The sequence below is a fragment of the Mycolicibacterium holsaticum DSM 44478 = JCM 12374 genome, from assembly GCF_019645835.1.
Classification (GTDB): Bacteria; Actinomycetota; Actinomycetes; order Mycobacteriales; family Mycobacteriaceae; genus Mycobacterium; species Mycobacterium holsaticum.
Window position 1 is genome coordinate 2459961 of record NZ_CP080998.1, and the last position, 17331, is coordinate 2477291.

A 17331-nucleotide genomic window follows, 5' to 3' on the forward strand; every position below is an offset into this window, starting at 1 on the left:
CATCAGCACAACGCGACGGATTGTCAGGGTAGCCATGCGCGCTCGTTCGCTCACGATCTCCGCAGCCGACGTCGAATCGCGGATTCGACAGCGGCTGATCGGCGTCGGTAACACAGCGCGCCATGTGGTGTGGCAGACCGGCGACCACGCCGTCCTGCTGCGCAGTGACCGTGTCCGCGCACGCCTGCTCGAGGGCTGGCTCATGGTCTCGATCGAACTCCAGACCGACCAGACAGGACGGCGTCAGCTCGAACTCGTCTATCGCCTCGGCGCACCCGAGTCGGGGCGCGGCACCGGCGCGGCGGTGAAGATCAACGCCGCGACGCCGCAGGCCCTTGCACTGGCCGAGGTGTGGGGTGCAGATCTGCAGCGGGTCGTGTGGGACGCCGTGCTCGACGCGGTCGAGGCAGCGGTCAGCGCGGTGCGACGCAGAGAACCGCGTCAGCCGTTAGTCCTTCGCGGGTTTCACGCCGGCCGTGAGGGTTTCACGGTCGAGGTCGCAAGTGGGTCGCGCTGATGGTGAACTTCGATATCGCCCTCATCGAGCTCGGCAAGCTGATCGGATTCTTCGACCCGGGCGGTACCGTGCGGTGGGTCTGGTTCGGCAAGCCGATCGAAGAAGCCCTCGAGACGCTCCCCGCGGAGCGCCAACGGATCGGCTTGATGCTGCAATCCCTGCTGCCCGACCCGGTGCCGGAAGGAGGGGCCTTCGCCGGCACCCAGGACGATCCTGACCACCAGTGGCAGCCGGTGTTGATGATCGACGCGATCAACGGTGGTTTCGGAGTTACCTGGAGCATGCCGGTCGGGGAGCCCCTCGTGATCGGGATCGGGGCGAAGGCAAGCGATATCGGTGGCCAGCCGATCGACCTGGCCGTGCTCGCGAAGGTGCTGCGGATCGACGGCGGGTCCGCCGATCACGCGTTCGGCGATGTGGAGTTCGCGGGCACATTTCCGGTGCCGGACTTTCTCACCTCGGGTGAACTGAACGGCGCCATCAGCGCGACGGCGAATCCGCTCGAGGCGTCGGTCGACCTCACCGCCGAGGCGAACATCCTGCCCGCACCGAACGGGCGCACGATGTCGTACGTCTCGGGCCAGTCCTCGCCCGAAATCCTGGGCTGGGATGCCGCGAGGTTGGCGGTGTTCGTGCTCAAGGCGTTCATCGCGCAGCGCGCCGCTACCGGATCCGAGCCGTTCTTCGAGCGGGTGCTCGAGCACGTGTTCCCGATGCTCGGTGACCCACCCGACCCGATCATGCCCTTCCCGATCGTCGACGAAATGGGCGAACCGGTCGACTTCACGATCTGGAGCAACAGTGTTCTGCAGGGCGAGGACGCGGCCGGCCCGTTGACCTTCCTCTGGCATCTGCGCGCGTTGCTGACCGGCAACGAGGATCCGCAATTCTGGCCGGGATCAATGTTTTTCCCGCTCATCGACGGTCCCTTGACCGGTAACCCACCGACGATGGCCGACGCGCTCGACGGCCAACAGTACCCACCCGCGGCTCCCGGAGCGGGCGCGTGGGTGGGCGTGCTGACCGATCCGCCCGACGCCTTCACGCTCGTGATCGACCTGTGGAATGCGGCGTCGCAGCGGCACCGCATTCCGATCGCCAAGTGGGACGGTACCAACCTCATCCGCCCACCACTTCAGTTGAACCCGCTGGATCTCGTCGGATTTGGGACGAGCGAGGTCATGTTCGCGTCCGGGGAGCTGATCCTCGTCTCACACACCGTGCCGGACGGTCCGCTGCAGGGCGTCTTCGCGATCGCGCTCGCCCTCGCCCAAAATCAGCCGCCCGCAATCGTGTTGAAGACCCCGGCCGCGTTCCCCGATCTCGCATTCCCGCCCGATGCGACAGCCCTCGCCGCCGACCTCACGTCGTCGATCGTCATAGTCGCGTCCGAAGGCACCGAGTTCGAGGCGCTGACCACCGCGCTTTCCAGTGTGGTGAACGACGCGATCCGGGGCCAGACACCCAGCGCCCAGGAGATGCTCGCGACCCTTGTCGCGATCGCGTCAAAAGCCACCGGCGGTACAGGCAACGACGTGGTGGTGCCGGTCGACGACGTCGAACTCACCGTCGGTCTCGACGGTGCCGACCATCTCACCGCGGGTGTAGCCTACGGCCCCGTCACCTCCGGAGGCGATGATCCCGATCTGGTGATCGGCAAATTCAGCGCCGGGGTCGACATCGTGCTCGGCAGCGACGACCGGGTACTCGACGGATTCCAGGTCGGTTTCGAGGATATGCGCCTCGGGGACCGCGGATCCGGTGGCGGCATCGTCGCGAGCCTCATCCCCGACATGCGCGAAATGCCCGGGTTCGGACTCCAATTGGTCTACTCGGCGTCGTTGGAGCCGCCCGTCACGCTCACCGGCGGCGGAAAGATCCCCATTCAACGCACCTTCGGCCCGCTCGAGATCGCCGCGCTGCTGGTCGATCTGCGTGAGGAATCCTTCGCGGTCGGGCTGGACCTCGGATTCGAGCTCGGCCCGATCATGGTCGCCGCCTATGAACTCGGCCTGGAGATCCGTTTCGAGGACGGTGCGGTGACACCGTTCCTGCACGGGCTCGGCCTTGCGATGGACACCGAAACGATTAAGCTCGGCGGCTTCTTCGCGGCCGTCGAGACGCCGCAGGGGCAGACCGATTACGTCGGCGGTGCCGTCGTCTCCGTCGCAGGCTATTTCGAGCTTTCGGCGATCGGCGGCTACACCCAGTTACCCGACGATGACCCCTCGCTGTTCATCTTCGCGTCGCTGGTCGCGCCGCTCGGCGGGCCGCCGTGGTTCTTCATGACGGGCGTCGCCGGCGGCTTCGGCTTCAATCGGGCGCTGCCCAACCCCGAGCTGATGCTCGACCACCCGTTCCTGAAGGTCATGCGGGGAGAGCTCGCGGTGAGCGGCGACGCCGCGACCTCACTGAAGGAGCTGAGCCTGCTTTTCGCCCCCGAGGAGGGCCAGTTCTGGATCGCCGCAGGCATCCAGTTCATCTCGTTCGGCTTCATCACCGGCCGCGTCGTCGTCGCAATCGCGTTCGGCCACAGGTTCTCGTTCACCATCCTGGGGATGGCGTCCTTCAGCCTCGAACCGCTCGCCTATATCGAAATCGGCATCCTCACCACCGTCGACGAGGAACATTTCGTGCTGCGGGCGTCGTTGTCGCCCAACAGTTACATCCTGCACCCCGACATCTTCAGCCTGCAGGGCGATATCGCATTGTGCGCGTGGTACGCACCGCCGCACGACGGTGACTTCCTCTTCAGCATCGGCGGGTACCACCCTGAGTTCAAGAAGCCCGACCACTATCCCGAACTCGTTCGTGTCGGCGCCAAGGCGACGCTGTACGAGTTCGTCCATCTGTCGGTCGAGGTGTTCTTCGCATGTACGCCGCAGGCGCTGATGGCGGGAGCCAAAGCCGCCCTGTGGGGCGAGTTCATGGGTATCGCCGCGGGGTGTGAGGTCTACGTCGACGTGCTCATCACGTGGGATCCGTTCTTCCTGCGCGCGGGCCTCGGGGTGGTGCTGTGGTTCGAGTTCTTCGGCAGGCACGAGATCGGTGTGCACCTCGACATCTACACACCCGAGTTCGGCGGCACCGCAACGATCGACCTCGCCATCGTCTCGTTCGAGGTGAGTTTCGGTGCCGAGATCGGTGAGCCGCCCGCACCGCAGATTTCTGAGTTCATGACCAAGCAACTGGCACTGCCCGCCAATGAGCTTCCGCCCGCAACCGGGATCCATCCGGCCGGCGCGCGGGTTCCCGCATTCAACACCGCCGATGCCCCCGGCCTGTTGCGCGTCGAATTCCTCAGCGGCAGAGTCGGGACCGCAGCCGACGAGGAGTCAGAGCAACAGGAGGGCACCGACCAGGCCGCCCCGGTGCGCCTCGGTCCCGAGTGGAGTTTCCTTGTCCGGACCCGTCTTCCGCTGGATCCCGACGATGTGCCTGCCGATGGCGCCGCCTTCCCGCCCGTCGTGGCCGGGGACGTCAACCTGCCGTTGTGCCGGCAGCTGGGACTCACCTCACGGCTCGCGGTCACCTCGCCGGCGCTCGACGATCCCGAGGTGTCCGATGCGATCGGCCGCGCCTGGGTCACTGACTTCCACCCCGCGGCGACGTTCGGCCCTTCGCTGCTCGACACCGGCCAGACCGGGACTCAGGCCGCGGCGAAACTCGATTCGGCCACGCCGTCGGTTCCCCTCGTCGAGGGCATGTTCGTCGACTGCGGTCCCGAGGTTCCCACCGCACCTCCACTTTCGGCTTCGCGGTCGGAGAAGTCGCCCAACAGCGAGGCCTACCCGTTGCCGCTGGGCGACGAAGCCCCGGGTCAACTCGTCGGCGTGGCCGACCACTTCTTCTTTGCGGCCGCACCACTGCAGGCCACGGCTCCCAGCGGTGGATCCCGCCGGGACTCCGCGTTGACCGCCCTGCGTGGCCGCACCCGCGCGCCGCTGACCGCACTCCTCAAGAGCGCCGCACTGCTGAACCCGGTAAAGCACTCCGCAGCAGCACAGTTCAGCGTGGCCGCTACCGCGGCCGCGGCGATACCGCACATGTCGCCACCGCTGTCGCCCGCGCGGCCGGTCGAACTACAACCAGTGCGCCTCAAGGTGCTGTCGATACGTTCGGATCACGCCACCTCCGGTCGCAAGCTGGAAACCGTCACGTCGCCGGCGAAATTTACCGAGCGGCTGCTCACGGGCACCGCGGGCGCGCGGGGGATATTCCGCGCGGCGATCGAGGTACCCGCCGGGGAAGCACAGCTGCTCGAGTTCGGCGGTGGTGGCGCTGCGGCCGCGGCGCTTCGGATGTCGGGTCATCAGCACGTGCGGACGGTCGCGTTCGACCGCGCGGGGGGCGTCGTGCTCGACAGACACGCGCGGGGCGCCGGCTCACTGAAACTGCCCGCGAGCACCGCCACGGTCGCTTTCATCGGATCGGGAAGTGCCGCAGCACCCGCGACGGCCGGCGTAGAACCCGACACGGCACTGCTTGCGGTCAATCCCCGAAGCTTCCTTGCGCCCGGCTGCGTCGTGACAACACGGACCCCGCTGCACACCGCTGTCCGCGCGCTCGACGGCATGCCTGGCGCCGAGCTCTTCGCCGGTGCGCGCTCGGTGGATGTCTCTTTCCAGGCCTTGAAGAAGGCCGCGGCTCTCATCATCCGGGTCGTGCCCGTCGTCGAGCGCCCCGGACCCGCTGAGCGTCAGGTGCGTTGGCGTGCGATCGGGGCGCGATTGCGCGACCTCGTTCCCGTCGTCGGTGCCGACGCGGTGAGCCTCACGATGGCGGTGGCCGCCGACCGGGCCTGGCGACTCGAGATCGACCTCGGCCCGGAATGGCGGCTCGACGGCATCGCGGTCGTCCCCGGTGGCACCGAGGCGCTGGTCGCTCAACTGCGTCGCGGCGGCGGGCGTGACCTTGTGGACGACGCGATAGCACCCCCCAGCGAGCTGGTCACGAAGGTGAACGTGGAGGCGCGAGCATGAACCAGGTCTTCTCGAGGATGATGCCGGTCGCTCGGGCCGGTGTTCCCGTCACGATCACCCCGATGCAGACGCTTGACCCGAAAGACTCGCAGGCACAGGACAGCTCGCTTCTCGAGCTGACCGGGCCCGACACCATCCACGTCCAGATCGACGGCCCGCAGGCCTCGTTGACCGCCGACCTCATCGCGGGTGTCTATCCGGCCCCCGGCAGCGAGACCTCACCCGACGAGTTTCTGCCGCACATCGCGTTCAACCGGCGCACGCTTCCATGGGAACGCCAAGGGCCCCAGCCCGACCGGGAGGTGCCGTGGCTGGCGCTCCTGGTGTTTTCCGAAGCTGATTTTGCGACCGTGACCCCGTCAGTGCGTGGTGGTCCGTTCCGGGGGCAGCCGCAGCAGGCCCCGACCGTCAGCGTCGACAAGTTCGCCGTTGTGGACACGCCCGAGCCCACCCGGAACCACCTCGTGAACACGCTCGGAATCCCTGGTGATGCACAGGTCAGCACGCTCACCGTGCCCAACAGTGTGTTGCGCAAGGTGATGCCCAAGGTCGACGAACTCCCGCTGCTGTGTCACGTCAAACGCAGCGTCGTGGCCGGCGTCGAGACCGACCACGCGATCGTCGTTGCGAACCGGTTGCCCAACGCCGCGGCGCCGGAGGGGGAGCGGGCGCCCCTGCACCTCGCCGTGCTCGTCTCGGTGGAAAGGTGGGCGCAGCTGTTCCCGGTGGGGCCGCAGCCCCCGGTCATCACGGGCACCACGACGCTGCTCGTGCTGCACCACTGGACATTCCGACCGTACGCCGGTGGCGACTTCGAGCAGGTTGTCAAGGCGATCCGGTACCGGCCCAACGGCGGTGTCCTGCGGTTCGGCAATCTTCCGGCCGACGTCGCCGAGGGCGAGGACGCGCCGCTGTCGGGTGACTTTCAGTCATTGCTCAACCCGAGCGGTACCTTCATCACGCCGCTCGAGCACGATCAGGACGTCGGCGCCGCCACCTACCGCGGACCGCTCCGGCCGTTCGGCCCGCAGCCGCGCAGTTCCGCATTCGCGATCGCCGCCGCGCCAAGCGAATTCGCAGACGCTCCGCAAGGGGCGCCGCTGGAGTATTCGCACGCCGCGGCGTTCGAGCTGGGCCGGCTGCTCGCGCTGGCCGATCCGGCGATCCTCGAGGACCTGCGTGACATCCGCGCGACCGCCAAGCAACCCGTCGAGCCGCCGGACCTGGTGAACCAGTTGCCCGATGCCCTCCAGAAGCCCGACTGGGTGCAGAACCCGCAATGGGTCGACGAGCCGTGGCAGGACTTCGGCGGCCAGAGCCTGGTCAAAGACCAGACTCAGTTCCTCGCGCGGGGTGTGGCCGATCCGAGCGGCCTGGCCGACCATCTCGACAAGTGGAACCTCGGTGACATCGTCTCGACGGTGACCGGCATCGGAGCGGTGGTGAGCGCACCGGTCACAGCGGTCAATATTGGCTCGATCACCGCCGACCAACTCGCGGTTGAGTTCGCCGACGTCGCCGAAGCGGCGCAGGAGTAGCGATATGGCCCAGAACGAGCATCTGTCACCGAAGACCGGGGTGGAAGCCGTCGTCACGACGGTGGGCGAGTACGCGGTTACCGCGACTACCGATGGCCTCGAATTCGCCTCGCCGTCAAGCACTCCCGATTGGTTCATCAACGGAATCAAGATGTCGGCGCGGCTCGTCGAGTTCCTCACAGACATCCGCCTGCTTCGGCGCATCCCGCTGAGCTATCTGGTGCCCGACGCCCGGCTGCTGCCGCCCGAGTCGATCCGGTTCTTTCACGTCAACCAGACGTGGGTCGACCGGGTCATCGACGGTGTCGTGTCCAACACCAATCTCGGCACGGTCGACTTCCACCGTTCGCTGACGGTGCTGCAAGCGATCCGCGAGCAGGTGAACCCGGCCGAGGGTCAGATGACCGGCATGCTGATACGTTCCGAACTCGTCCGGCGCTGGCCGAAGATGATTGTCCGGGCATACAGCGTCGCCGACGCCGAAGCGGACTCCGAACAGAACATCGTCGAAACCCTGCGCGCCGAGCCGGTCTCGCGCGATGTCTTCATCGCCCTGTTCGACGGCGAGCCCGCGTCGGTGCATCTTCGGGAGCCGTTCGAGGGGGTCCGGTACGGCGTCGAGTTCGACGACAACCGCCCCGTTGGGCAGGAATACACTGTCGACCGACGGAATCCCGACGGCAGTGAGGCGACCGGCTCGCACGTCATCGGCTTCCACGATCAGAACCGCAGAACGATCGATGTCCGCAAACTCAGTGATGACATCGTCCCGGGCTCTGCCGTCGGTGATTCCCGCGCCGTGGCGTTGCACCTCGAGCAGCGCCCCTATATCCAGGTGTTTCGGCAGCCGTCCGCCGAAAGCGGGGGATCCAAACCGGCTCCACCAGAGGGGCTTCTGCTGCGCAACGGCCACCGGGTGAACCTGAAGTTCGCCGAGCATGCGCTCTTCCGAACCGAACCCGACTGAGGAGCCACGATGCCCAAGCGGACAAAGACCGTGCCGATCGATGTCGCCGCCCGCGTGGTCGGCGCGGCGACGACCGTTCCGCTGCTCAGCGACCCGCCGTTCACCGCCACCGGTGTGCTCGAACGCGGCATCCACCTGCACTGGGCGCTTCCGGATGCACTGGCCAAAGCCGACGCCCAGAAGTCACGCCCGCCCAGGTTCCGCGGGGTCCCCGATCTGTGGCTCGTCGTGCGCTTCAACCCGGTCAGCGGCAATGCGGCGCGCACGCATCGGGAATGGATCGTCGACTCGGTCGCCGAGGCGGTGACGCCGCTGGCCGAGTGGCAACCGCCGGCGGGCCGGGCCGCCGACCGCATCCACACCGCACCCGGTGTGCTGGCCCGCGTCGCACCCGGCTGGGGCGAGTGGGCCCTCGACGAACCGTTCGACCAACTCACCACCGCGTACTACCCGAGTTGCCGCAGGCGCCTGGGGTTTCACGACGATCTGGCCGATCTCGGCTCGACGCCGTCCGGGACGGTGAGCTACGCGGTCGTCGGCTGGTACTCGTCCACATCGTTCGACCCGTTCTACCGCACGCTGCTGCGGCGCCTCGACAAGCTCGGGCACCGCGCCGATCTGAAAAGCTTCACCGAGTTCGCGGTGCCGGTGGCCAACGGGGCGGTCGTTGCGGAACCGTCGTGGAACCCGCAGCTCAGCGTCAAGGACATGCCGCCACCACCGGCGGCCGAGACGACGATGCTGCTCGCCGACGCCGACTTCACCGATGAGCTGCTGCGGAGCAGCGTGACCGCGACGCGGACGCTTGCGGATGCGTTCCAATCCAACGGAGGCACAGCACAACACGTCGTGGTCGACGCGCTCATGCCCGCGGCTCACCAAGCCCACACGGTGCTGCACGGCTCGATCGTCGGCGTGCCGGTCCGGCAGACAAGGTTGATCGGCTTTTCGTCGCTCAAGACGGACGGGGTTGCCCTCTATCCAAACCTGCAGCGGGCCATGGCGGACGTCGCTGCGCGTACCGGGGCCGACACGGAGGTGGACTACCTCGACATGATGCTGGGCAAGCTCGGACAGCAGTCGGGTACGGTAGGCGGGGTCATCGATCTGCCCGGCGCACAACATGCGCGCACTTTCCAGGGGGTGCCCGGCCGCTCGACATGGTTTGCGCGGCTGGACATCTATCCGAAGCTCAACCTGCAGAACCTCGGGTTCACCCTCGCCGATCTCGGTGGTTCGGCCGCCGTGCCGGTGATGGGAAACTGGTTGGACCTGATCGCGAGGTCGGCCGCGATCGCAGCCCCGACCGCGGATCAGCTGCAGAGCCAGATCCCCGACGCCGTCCTCAGCGAGCCCCCGCAGGCACAACCCTCCGGGCCCAGCGACGGCGAAATCATCGAGTGGATCGGCGATCTGCGCGCCGCGTTCGCCACCGCACAGCACGAGTCAACGCATCCGATCGACCCCAGGCTCGTGCGTGTACAGGACCATCGCCGCAACGCCGCGCCGAGCATGCTGGGACCCTCGGCCGACGGCTCGGGTCCCGCACAGGCGGGCTGGTGGCTCGACCTCGGAGATCCGAATGCCCCAATCGACCTCGCGCAGAACCGCATTCACCGTGTACTCGCGGAGCTGTACCGTTCGATCGCCGGCGCCCGGGTGCACCTCCCGGACACCGGGCACCTCTTTGAGGTCCCCGGCCCGCGGTGGTACCGGCCGTGGGCGCCGCACCTCGTGCTCTACGGCGCCAAGCGGCAGTTCCGCCACGGAGCCGACGGACGGTTCCGGCTCGACGGCCACCTCGACACACGGTTCGCCGGCGAGCTGATGGTCGGTCTGCGCGTCGGCGGCCACACCGTGCTCGGCAGCGAATTACTCGCTGACACCGCCGCGTTCAGAGTCTCCGGACTGCCGGATACGGTATCCGGCCTCGTCGCGGAGCACGCGCTGACCGACGCGGCGAACGCGCCGATCATGACGCGCGTCGCGCACCGGACCGGTGACGGCGGCCAGAAGCCCACCGCGGCTCAACTGACCGCGGCCGCACGCTCGATCTGGCTCAACCGCGGCGGTCTACTCGACGACGAGCAGGCCGAGGCGATCGCCGCGATCGAGCCCATCGGAACGCCATCGAGCGCGGTTGGGCTGCAGGCGTGGCGTGACTGGTACGGTCCGCTCTTCCTCGACACCGAAGCCACCCACCGGCGCAAGCGGTTCAACGACGCGTGGGCACTGCCGCCGGAGCATGTCGAGACGGTCGACCGGGACCCGGTCGTCGCGCCGGACCGCGAGCAGGTCGTGACCGAGCGGCATGTCGCCACCGTGACCGTCGCCAACGTGTTGCGCGAGACTCTGGTCACCGAAGCCGTCAACGGTCCCGACGGAAACCCGATGCCGAAAAAGCCTGCGCCCAACGGGGTGGACGCCGGCACATTCGACGCACTTGATGTGGTGTCGGCGTCGCTGACCGGCCTTGACGATGCACTCGCCGCCGAGGGGCAGCGCGAGCAGGGCGGGTTTCTGCACATGAACCGCATCCGCGTCTACGACACGTTCGGGGCATCTGCGGGCTGGTCGAGCGCCAGCACAACGCTGGACCCGTTGCCGGAGTGGGCGACGGCGATGCCCGCTCGGCTCACCACTTGGGGGCGGCTGAATCTGCGGTTGCAGTCGGCCGCGGACCTCGATGTCGAGGCCACGCCGTTCGACTCACCGATCTGTGGATTTCTGTTGCCGGACTTCGTGGATCAAGCACTCGAGGTCTACGACGCCGACGGTCAACCGGTCGGCCAACTCACCGCGACCGACCCGATCGACGGAGATCTGGGCCCGGTCGACGCCACGACGCTCACGGTCGACTTCACGCCGTTGCCATGGGTCACCGTGCCCGACGGAGAACCGACGACCGCCGCGATCACGAACGCGACCCTGCGCCGGTTCGTCGAGGCGGTGGTAGCGCAATCACTCACCGTGGCAGCCGGTGCGCCCGGATGGCACGAAACCGGCTTCACCGCAATGCTTCGCGTGTTCGACACGGTCCGTTCGACGCTCGAGCCCACCGTCAAGCATGCCGACGGTTGTGTGCGGCTGCTCGGGGATCCCGTGGTCGTGCTTCGCGCAAGAGCAGCATTCGAGGCGTCCGACGCGACGGTCACGCAGCTACGAGAGGGACCGCCGACGATCACCGATGCATCTTCGCTGCCGGTGCTGCGGGTAAGGATCGGTGATGTGACGCGGCCTGAGGACGGTGTGCTGGGGTGCTTCCTGGATGCTGCGACACCGGCCGACGCACGGTTCGCGCCGCCGACACTGGAGGCGGCTGAGAAGGCGGTGCTCAACCAGATGGTGACGAGCGCGGGGCTTCAGAAGACGCGCGCGATCACCCACCCGTTCGTGGCTGGGCAGGTCTCGGAGTTCGACGTTCCAGCGAACCAGCCGCTCGACCTCGTCGTGCTCGCTGATACCCGGGGCAGCATCTACGCCACCTGCGGGGTGCTCCCGCGCAAGAACATCGTGATGCCAAAGGACTTCATCGAGCCGGCCCTTGCCCGACTACGGCCGACCTTCCGGGTGGGGCCGATCCTGGGATTCGAGCGCGATGAGAAGGTCGTGCCCGTGATGCCGGCGCCGTTCATCGAGGGGTTGCGTGCGACGTTCGTACACGACGACGACGCGACCTTCCCGGAGGTGCCGATTCCACCCGTGCTGGGTGTGGGGGAGTTGCCACCCGCGCGGGCGCGGCTGACCGAGGGCTGGGCACGCATGGTGCCTCAGGAGCCGGGATAAACCGCGGGTTTCACAGCGCGGGGAGTACGTTGGCTGCGGCGCGTTCGCCCGAGGACACCGCGCCGTCCATGTAGCCCATGGACTCCACTGCGGTTTCCGCGCGCGGATGCGCTTGTGGTTGGGCCCGATCCATTGATCGCCGACTTCGACCACCGCGTCGCCGAAAGCAGCGCCGAGGCGGTGGTTCAGCGTGCGCCCGCCGACACGGTCGCGGGCTTCCAACACAGCGACGTCCACGCCGGCGCGACGCAGAATTCGGGCGGCGGTCAATCCTGCCAGGCCGGCCCCGATCACCGCGACGTCCGTGTCGATGTGCATCCTGCCTCCCACGGGGGAGTCTATTCCAGGATGCCCTCCAGCCAGTCCAGTGTGACGGCGTTGGACAGGGTCAGGTTGCCGAGCTGGCAATGGGTATCGGCGCCCTCGGCGGTGGTGAACATCCGCTGGGTCACCGGACCACCGGACTGCTCGGCGAAAACCTCGTACTGGCGGATCGGTTCACCGCCCTCCCCGGCGCCGACCATTGCAAGGGTAGGGCAGGTGATCGTGGCGGGATCGACGTTGAACTCCCGTAGGTAGTGAAACGTGTTCAGGAACGTTGACTGTCCGAAGCGTCGGATCAACGACCGCGACATCTCCTTGATGGTGGGCGGCATCTCGGCGTCGGGAATCTGGTCGATGTCGTCAAGGCTGAAATCCACTGCGGGCGTGAGTACTTGCTCAGGGTCTCCGCCCATGCCGGCCAGAAACGAGACCATATACGCGCGCAGATCGACAACAGGGGAGTTGGCCACCAATGCGCGGATCCGAGGTTCGTGCGCGGCGGCCCGCAGGACGAAATAGCCACCGAAGCTGATGCCGAGCATGCCGAGTTGGTTGGGGTCCACCTCGGGGCGGTCCAAAGCGATGTCGATCCACGGGGTTATCCAGCTCTCGGTATCAGGAACGAAAGATGTTGCGGCTTCGGTGCGGGCGGTGTCCATCTGGCCCGGGCCGCAGATCTGCAGCACCTGCCAGCCACGCTCGAGTGCCGCTACGCCGATCTGAAAGTAGGTTTCCTCGAGTGTTCCGTCGAATCCACTCGTGACGACCAGCGTCGGGCTGCCGGAGGTGTCGTGGGGAGTGAACCAGTAGCCCGGAAGCCGTTGTCCGCGCCAGGGAAGCCATAACTCTTCGATGTCAGTGCAGTTTTCGGCCATAGCTGCCAAAAATGCCGCACGGCTTGCAAGGCCCAATTCGACGTGCCTGTCGGTTCCGAACGGGGTGAAATACTCAGCTGCACGGTAGCTGTTGGCCGCATGCAGGTAGCGGTCGCGCGCGCTGAGCCGGTGACCGGCGGCGGCGAGTTGCTGTGCGTCGGCGTGTTGTTGGTCGGCGAGTCCGGCGAACACGTCGGTCCAACTGTGCGGGCCGGATTCGCGGATGCGGGCGGCGGCGGCCAAGCACTCGCCGACGGAGGCTCCGCCGTATGCAGCCGAGCCGAGCTGGCGGAGCAGCTGAAAGTCCAGCTCGGGATCCTCGAAGCCAGCGACCCGAGTTGTGCTGCGAACAGTCGAATCTGCCACCGATGTGCTCCTTCGCCGTTGCTTCCCTGACCATTATGCGATCGAGTGGTGATCATGGGCTTACTTCGGTTGGTGGGAAGGCGAATGGCCGCGTGCGGTGAGCGTGCCATGATTCACACCCGCCGTGTCGACCAGCCTCACATTGGTTGGGAGCAAAGGTCGGCGTTCACGGTCGCGACGGCAGTAGCCGGCGAGGCTGCTGCCGTTGACGGGCGGTGGCTAGCGGCGATCCGGCGGGTTGGGCCAGCACGTGGTGAGCGCCGCCGGGGTCCACTGCGGCCAGCGGAGGGAGCCCACGACGAAGCCGCCGGCCATCTGCGCAACGATACGGGGTCCCCGGATGCCGCTGTTGTCGTAAAAGGTCGCTGAGTCCGCCCGAGCAGCCGCGAGGGCGACCAGTGCCCACAGCCGTTGGTAGCGTTCCCGAATCTTGGCTTCCGGCACGGAATGTCCGCCCGCGGCGACTCGGTGTTGCACCCTGGCCACGGCGAGCTGCTCGGGGATGAGAACCGCGTGCACAACCACCGAGTACCCCCGCAGGTGTGCGCTGTAGAGGAGCTCGAGCTTGGAAGGGTGGGAGAACACGGTCTCGGCGATGAAGGATTCGCCGAGTTCGATCAGGCGTTCTCTGGTGGCGGCTGCGATCCGTGCGGCTTCATAGGCGTGTGAGGCGGGGTCATCTGGCCAGCGCTGCTTGGCGATCTCGTCGGCGTTGACCACCACGCTGCCAGGCAGCAGGGGCGCCAAGGTCAGCTCGATGAAGGTGGACTTGCCGGCACCGTTGGGGCCGACGACGAGGTCGAGCCGCTTCACCAGATGATGTCAGCCTCGTACGGTGCGGGTCTCACCGCTGGTCTGACAGCGTCGACGAGGTCCCATCGGGGCGGTACTGGACCAGCTCGCCGTCGTCGTTGAGTGCGACGGTGGTGATACCGCGGCCGGCCAACGTCGCGCCGTAGTCGGTGTCGGCCAGTCTCTCTTGGATCGCGGCGGAGATCTCAGCGTTGAACACCACACCTTCCTCGGCGCTCAGCTCGCTCAGCGGAGTTGCGCCGCTCAGCGCGGCCTCCACCTTGCGTCGGGCCGCACTGTGCTGTCCTGATACCGCGCGACCCACTCGTGCCCAATGATCGAGCTGCTGTTTGGCTGAGCGACTCTGCCGCGCGCCCTCGGCCGCGGCGCTATCGAGCAGATCCGCGGCAAACCGCGTGACCCGATCTGCCGTCTCAGTCATACGGAACCTCCTGCTGTTGCAATCTGATACAACCGTAGCAGATTGCTACGGGGTTGGTTGCCCGCCTGGTGTGGAGGCACTGTCAGAATATGGCTCCAAGGCACAGATCCAGACCGGAGGCAGCATTTCGTCACTGTGACGTATGCATCCCCGTCGGCGGTAGGTCAGCTTGGATCGTCACCGTCGGGCGCAGAGGAAGTTGGGGTGTGACGTGGTCGTCATCGCGACCAGGCGTCGGCCCAGTGGCGGCGGCAAGAACAAGCCAGCGCAGATTCAGTCGGTGATCGCTCGGCGCAGAAGGCGTGGGACGGGCGAAGATCAACTGAGAAGGACAGTTCCGTGACGGTCAATGGGCGGAAACCTGGACGGCATCAGATGCAGCCTGCACCGGTGTGTGCCGATAAGCGACATTATGTCAAGTTAAGTACTGCATATTGCATCAGATGAATCATTGCCCGACCTCTTGCCGGTCATCGCTCCTCCCGTCGTTTTCGGCTGCGTTGCAGGACTTCCCCACCGATCTCCCCGTCGGCCGGCGAGCCGGGGGCCTACGCCGTCCTCAGTCGAAGGTGATGACGATCTTGTCGGACGCGCCGGGCGTGGCGGCGCAGCGCAAAGCTTCATCGAGGTCGTCGAAGGCGAAGGTGTGGCTCACGATCACGGCGTATTTCTCCCAGTGCTCGATGATGTCCTTCGTGACTTCGAAGATCTCGTCCGGGTAGCCCATCGAGCCGACGATGGTGAGTTCATTGCTCATCACGTTCATGAGATCGACGGTCACCGGTTCCTTGTGCACACCGACGATCCCAAGGGTGGCTCCGCGCTGCGCCGCCGCCAATGCCGTCGTGACGACCTCGGACGCACCAGCGGCATCGAGGTAGATGTCCGTGCCGGACTTTCCCGGCCAGATCGACTCACCCGGGCCGTGCAGGTCGATCAACCGCGCGACGACGTCTTCGTCGGCCGAATTGATGACCGCATCCGCCCCGACCTTCATTGCCTTGTCCAGGCGAGTCTGCAGCAGGTCGATGACAACCACATGGCCGACTCCAAGGGATTTCAGGGCTATCGTCGCGCCGAGTCCGATCGGCCCGGCGCCGAACACCGCCACGCGATCTGTGGGCTTGGGAGCCACCTGGTTCACCGCGTGCCGGGCCACGGCCATGGGTTCGTTGAGCGCAGCGACCTGGTAGGGAACGTAGTCGGGAATGACCTCGATGCTGTGGCCCCGCACGGCGTCCTTGACCAACAGGTAGTCGGCGAGGCCACCGGCGGATCCCCCGTTTCCGATGATGTCGTCGGGTACGGCCATCGGATTGATGACGACGCGGTCGCCGACCGCGATACCGGTCACGTTCTCACCGACGGCGGCGACCTCGCCGGCCGGTTCATGCCCGAGAGGCATGCTGCCCTGATGCGGTGGAAGACCCCCGATGGAGATGTAGAACGTGTCCGACCCGCAGATTCCACACGCGCGGATGCGGACGAGGACCTCGTCGGGGCCTGCCTGCGGTGTGGGAACGTCGATGATCGCGGTCGTGCCTGCACCGGAGACGATGGCTGACCTCATGGCTGGGATGTCCTTTTCTCGTTCACGCGAAGGGGAATCGACTCGAACGCCCGCGCCCAGGTGGACGTCATCCGCGTGGGCGCACCGATGAGTTCACACTCGGGGAAGCGCGTGAACCATTGCTCGAAGGCGAGCCGGGCCTCCAAGCGCGCCAGACCTGAGCCCATGCAGAAGTGCACACCGTGACCGAATGACGCGTGGCGCTGGGCACGTCGTGTCACGTCGAATCGCTCCGGATCCGGGAACTCGCGTTCGTCGTGATTGGCTGCGCCCCATACCAGCAGCACCCGTGAGCCGGCCGGGATGCGTACGCCGTGCAGCTCGACGTCGCGGGTTGCGGTCCGGGGCAGGGCCTGGGTTGGAGCCTCGATACGGTTGATCTCCTCGACCGCGGACAACCACAGTGACGGGTCGTGGCGCAGCAGGTCCAGCTGATCCGGGTTCTGCAGGAGAAGCACCGTACCGGAACCGATCAGGCTGGCTGTGGTGTCGTTGCCGCCGAGTACCAGCAGCAAACAGAATCCGAGCAACTCCTCGTCACTGAGCCGCTCGCCGTCGATTTCCGCGTTGAGCAGTGCGGTCATCATGTCTTCACGCGGTTCACGACGGCGCTCTTCGAGAAGTTCGGCGAACGTCGTGTAGATGCTCACGGCGGCGTTGAGCGCATCCTCGTTGTTCTCCGTCAACCCGATGAACGCCTCGGTCCATGCGCGCATCGGGGCGAGATACTTTTCGTCGAGGCCGATCATCCCGCCGACTGCGACGCTCGGGATGACCGCGGCGTATTCGTGCTGGAATTCGCACGTGCCTTTGGCTGCGATGGTGTCGATCAGTCGTTCTATCGACGCACTGAGATCCGCTTCCATCCCGGCGACCCGGCGCGGGGTGAACACGCGCGATACGAGCTTGCGCAGCGCGGTCTGCCTGGGCGGGTCCATGTAGATCAGTTGCGGCAGGAGCTCATTGGCCTCGGCGACCTTGCTGGAGAACGTTTCGTGATCCGCTGCGGCTGCCCATACATCGTCGAACCGGGTCAGCGCATAGAAACCTTGGTCCGGATCGTGATACACGGGATGCTCATCACGCATCGTGCGGTAGATGTCCCAGATATCGGTTTGGAACTCACGCGTCGACGTGTTGTACAGAACTCGCGCTTCATTCGTCACAGTGCA

General features: G+C 66.5%; 10 protein-coding genes and 1 pseudogene. 5 read left to right on the plus strand and 6 right to left on the minus strand.

Annotated features, from left to right (window positions below; translation table 11 throughout):
- The first annotated feature begins 34 nt into the window (after positions 1 to 34).
- The 5 genes from K3U96_RS11840 to K3U96_RS26905 are packed head-to-tail and all read left to right on the plus strand — an operon-like array spanning position 35 to position 11790.
- Complete coding sequence (locus K3U96_RS11840) at positions 35 to 517, plus strand: hypothetical protein (protein WP_069404162.1); 483 nt, start codon at positions 35 to 37, stop codon at positions 515 to 517.
- Positions 517 to 5499: a DUF6603 domain-containing protein gene (locus K3U96_RS11845; RefSeq protein ID WP_220693136.1), complete on the plus strand. Its 4983-nt coding sequence runs from the start codon at positions 517 to 519 to the stop codon at positions 5497 to 5499. Before K3U96_RS11840 ends, K3U96_RS11845 begins: the two co-directional genes overlap by 1 nt.
- A complete protein-coding gene (locus K3U96_RS11850; protein WP_220693137.1) occupies positions 5496 to 7037 on the plus strand; it encodes a hypothetical protein in 1542 nt (513 codons plus the stop codon). Before K3U96_RS11845 ends, K3U96_RS11850 begins: the two co-directional genes overlap by 4 nt.
- A 4-nt stretch (positions 7038 to 7041) precedes the next feature.
- Positions 7042 to 8004 carry a hypothetical protein gene (locus K3U96_RS11855; RefSeq protein ID WP_220693138.1) on the plus strand — a complete coding sequence of 321 codons (963 nt, stop codon included), beginning with the start codon at positions 7042 to 7044 and terminating at the stop codon, positions 8002 to 8004.
- Positions 8005 to 8013: 9 nt separating this feature from the next.
- Positions 8014 to 11790, plus strand: a complete 3777-nt coding sequence (locus tag K3U96_RS26905) for a hypothetical protein (protein WP_230982434.1) — start codon at positions 8014 to 8016, stop codon at positions 11788 to 11790.
- Positions 11791 to 11901: 111 nt separating this feature from the next.
- Here the strand turns inward: K3U96_RS26905 and K3U96_RS26910 are convergent.
- The 6 genes and pseudogenes from K3U96_RS26910 to K3U96_RS11885 form a co-directional block, all read right to left on the minus strand.
- Positions 11902 to 12108, minus strand: a pseudogene (locus K3U96_RS26910) (FAD-dependent oxidoreductase); the annotation flags it as partial.
- A gap of 20 nt (positions 12109 to 12128) precedes the next feature.
- Entirely contained in the window at positions 12129 to 13355 is a 1227-nt protein-coding gene (locus K3U96_RS11865; protein WP_220693140.1) for an alpha/beta hydrolase family protein, read from the minus strand.
- Between the two features lie 219 nt (positions 13356 to 13574).
- On the minus strand, positions 13575 to 14168 hold the full coding sequence (locus K3U96_RS11870; protein ID WP_069408076.1) for an ATPase: 594 nt from the start codon (positions 14166 to 14168) through the stop codon (positions 13575 to 13577).
- A 31-nt stretch (positions 14169 to 14199) separates the two neighbouring features.
- Positions 14200 to 14589, minus strand: a complete 390-nt coding sequence (locus K3U96_RS11875) for a TA system antitoxin ParD family protein (protein WP_069408075.1) — start codon at positions 14587 to 14589, stop codon at positions 14200 to 14202.
- A 559-nt stretch (positions 14590 to 15148) separates the two neighbouring features.
- Positions 15149 to 16159, minus strand: a complete 1011-nt coding sequence (locus K3U96_RS11880; protein WP_003932518.1) for a zinc-dependent alcohol dehydrogenase — start codon at positions 16157 to 16159, stop codon at positions 15149 to 15151.
- On the minus strand, positions 16156 to 17325 hold the full coding sequence (locus K3U96_RS11885) for a cytochrome P450 (RefSeq protein WP_220693141.1): 1170 nt from the start codon (positions 17323 to 17325) through the stop codon (positions 16156 to 16158). Before K3U96_RS11885 ends, K3U96_RS11880 begins: the two co-directional genes overlap by 4 nt.
- Positions 17326 to 17331 lie beyond the last annotated feature (6 nt).

Bases quoted from the DNA above. Each gene is read 5' to 3' on its own strand.
- K3U96_RS11840 (WP_069404162.1), top strand. From the start codon at position 35: ATGCGCGCTCGTTCGCTCACGATCTCCGCAGCCGACGTCGAATCGCGG.
- K3U96_RS11845 (WP_220693136.1), top strand. From the start codon at position 517: ATGGTGAACTTCGATATCGCCCTCATCGAGCTCGGCAAGCTGATCGGA.
- K3U96_RS11850 (WP_220693137.1), top strand. From the start codon at position 5,496: ATGAACCAGGTCTTCTCGAGGATGATGCCGGTCGCTCGGGCCGGTGTT.
- K3U96_RS11855 (WP_220693138.1), top strand. From the start codon at position 7,042: ATGGCCCAGAACGAGCATCTGTCACCGAAGACCGGGGTGGAAGCCGTC.
- K3U96_RS26905 (WP_230982434.1), top strand. From the start codon at position 8,014: ATGCCCAAGCGGACAAAGACCGTGCCGATCGATGTCGCCGCCCGCGTG.
- K3U96_RS11875 (WP_069408075.1), bottom strand. From the start codon at position 14,589: ATGACTGAGACGGCAGATCGGGTCACGCGGTTTGCCGCGGATCTGCTC.
- K3U96_RS11880 (WP_003932518.1), bottom strand. From the start codon at position 16,159: ATGAGGTCAGCCATCGTCTCCGGTGCAGGCACGACCGCGATCATCGAC.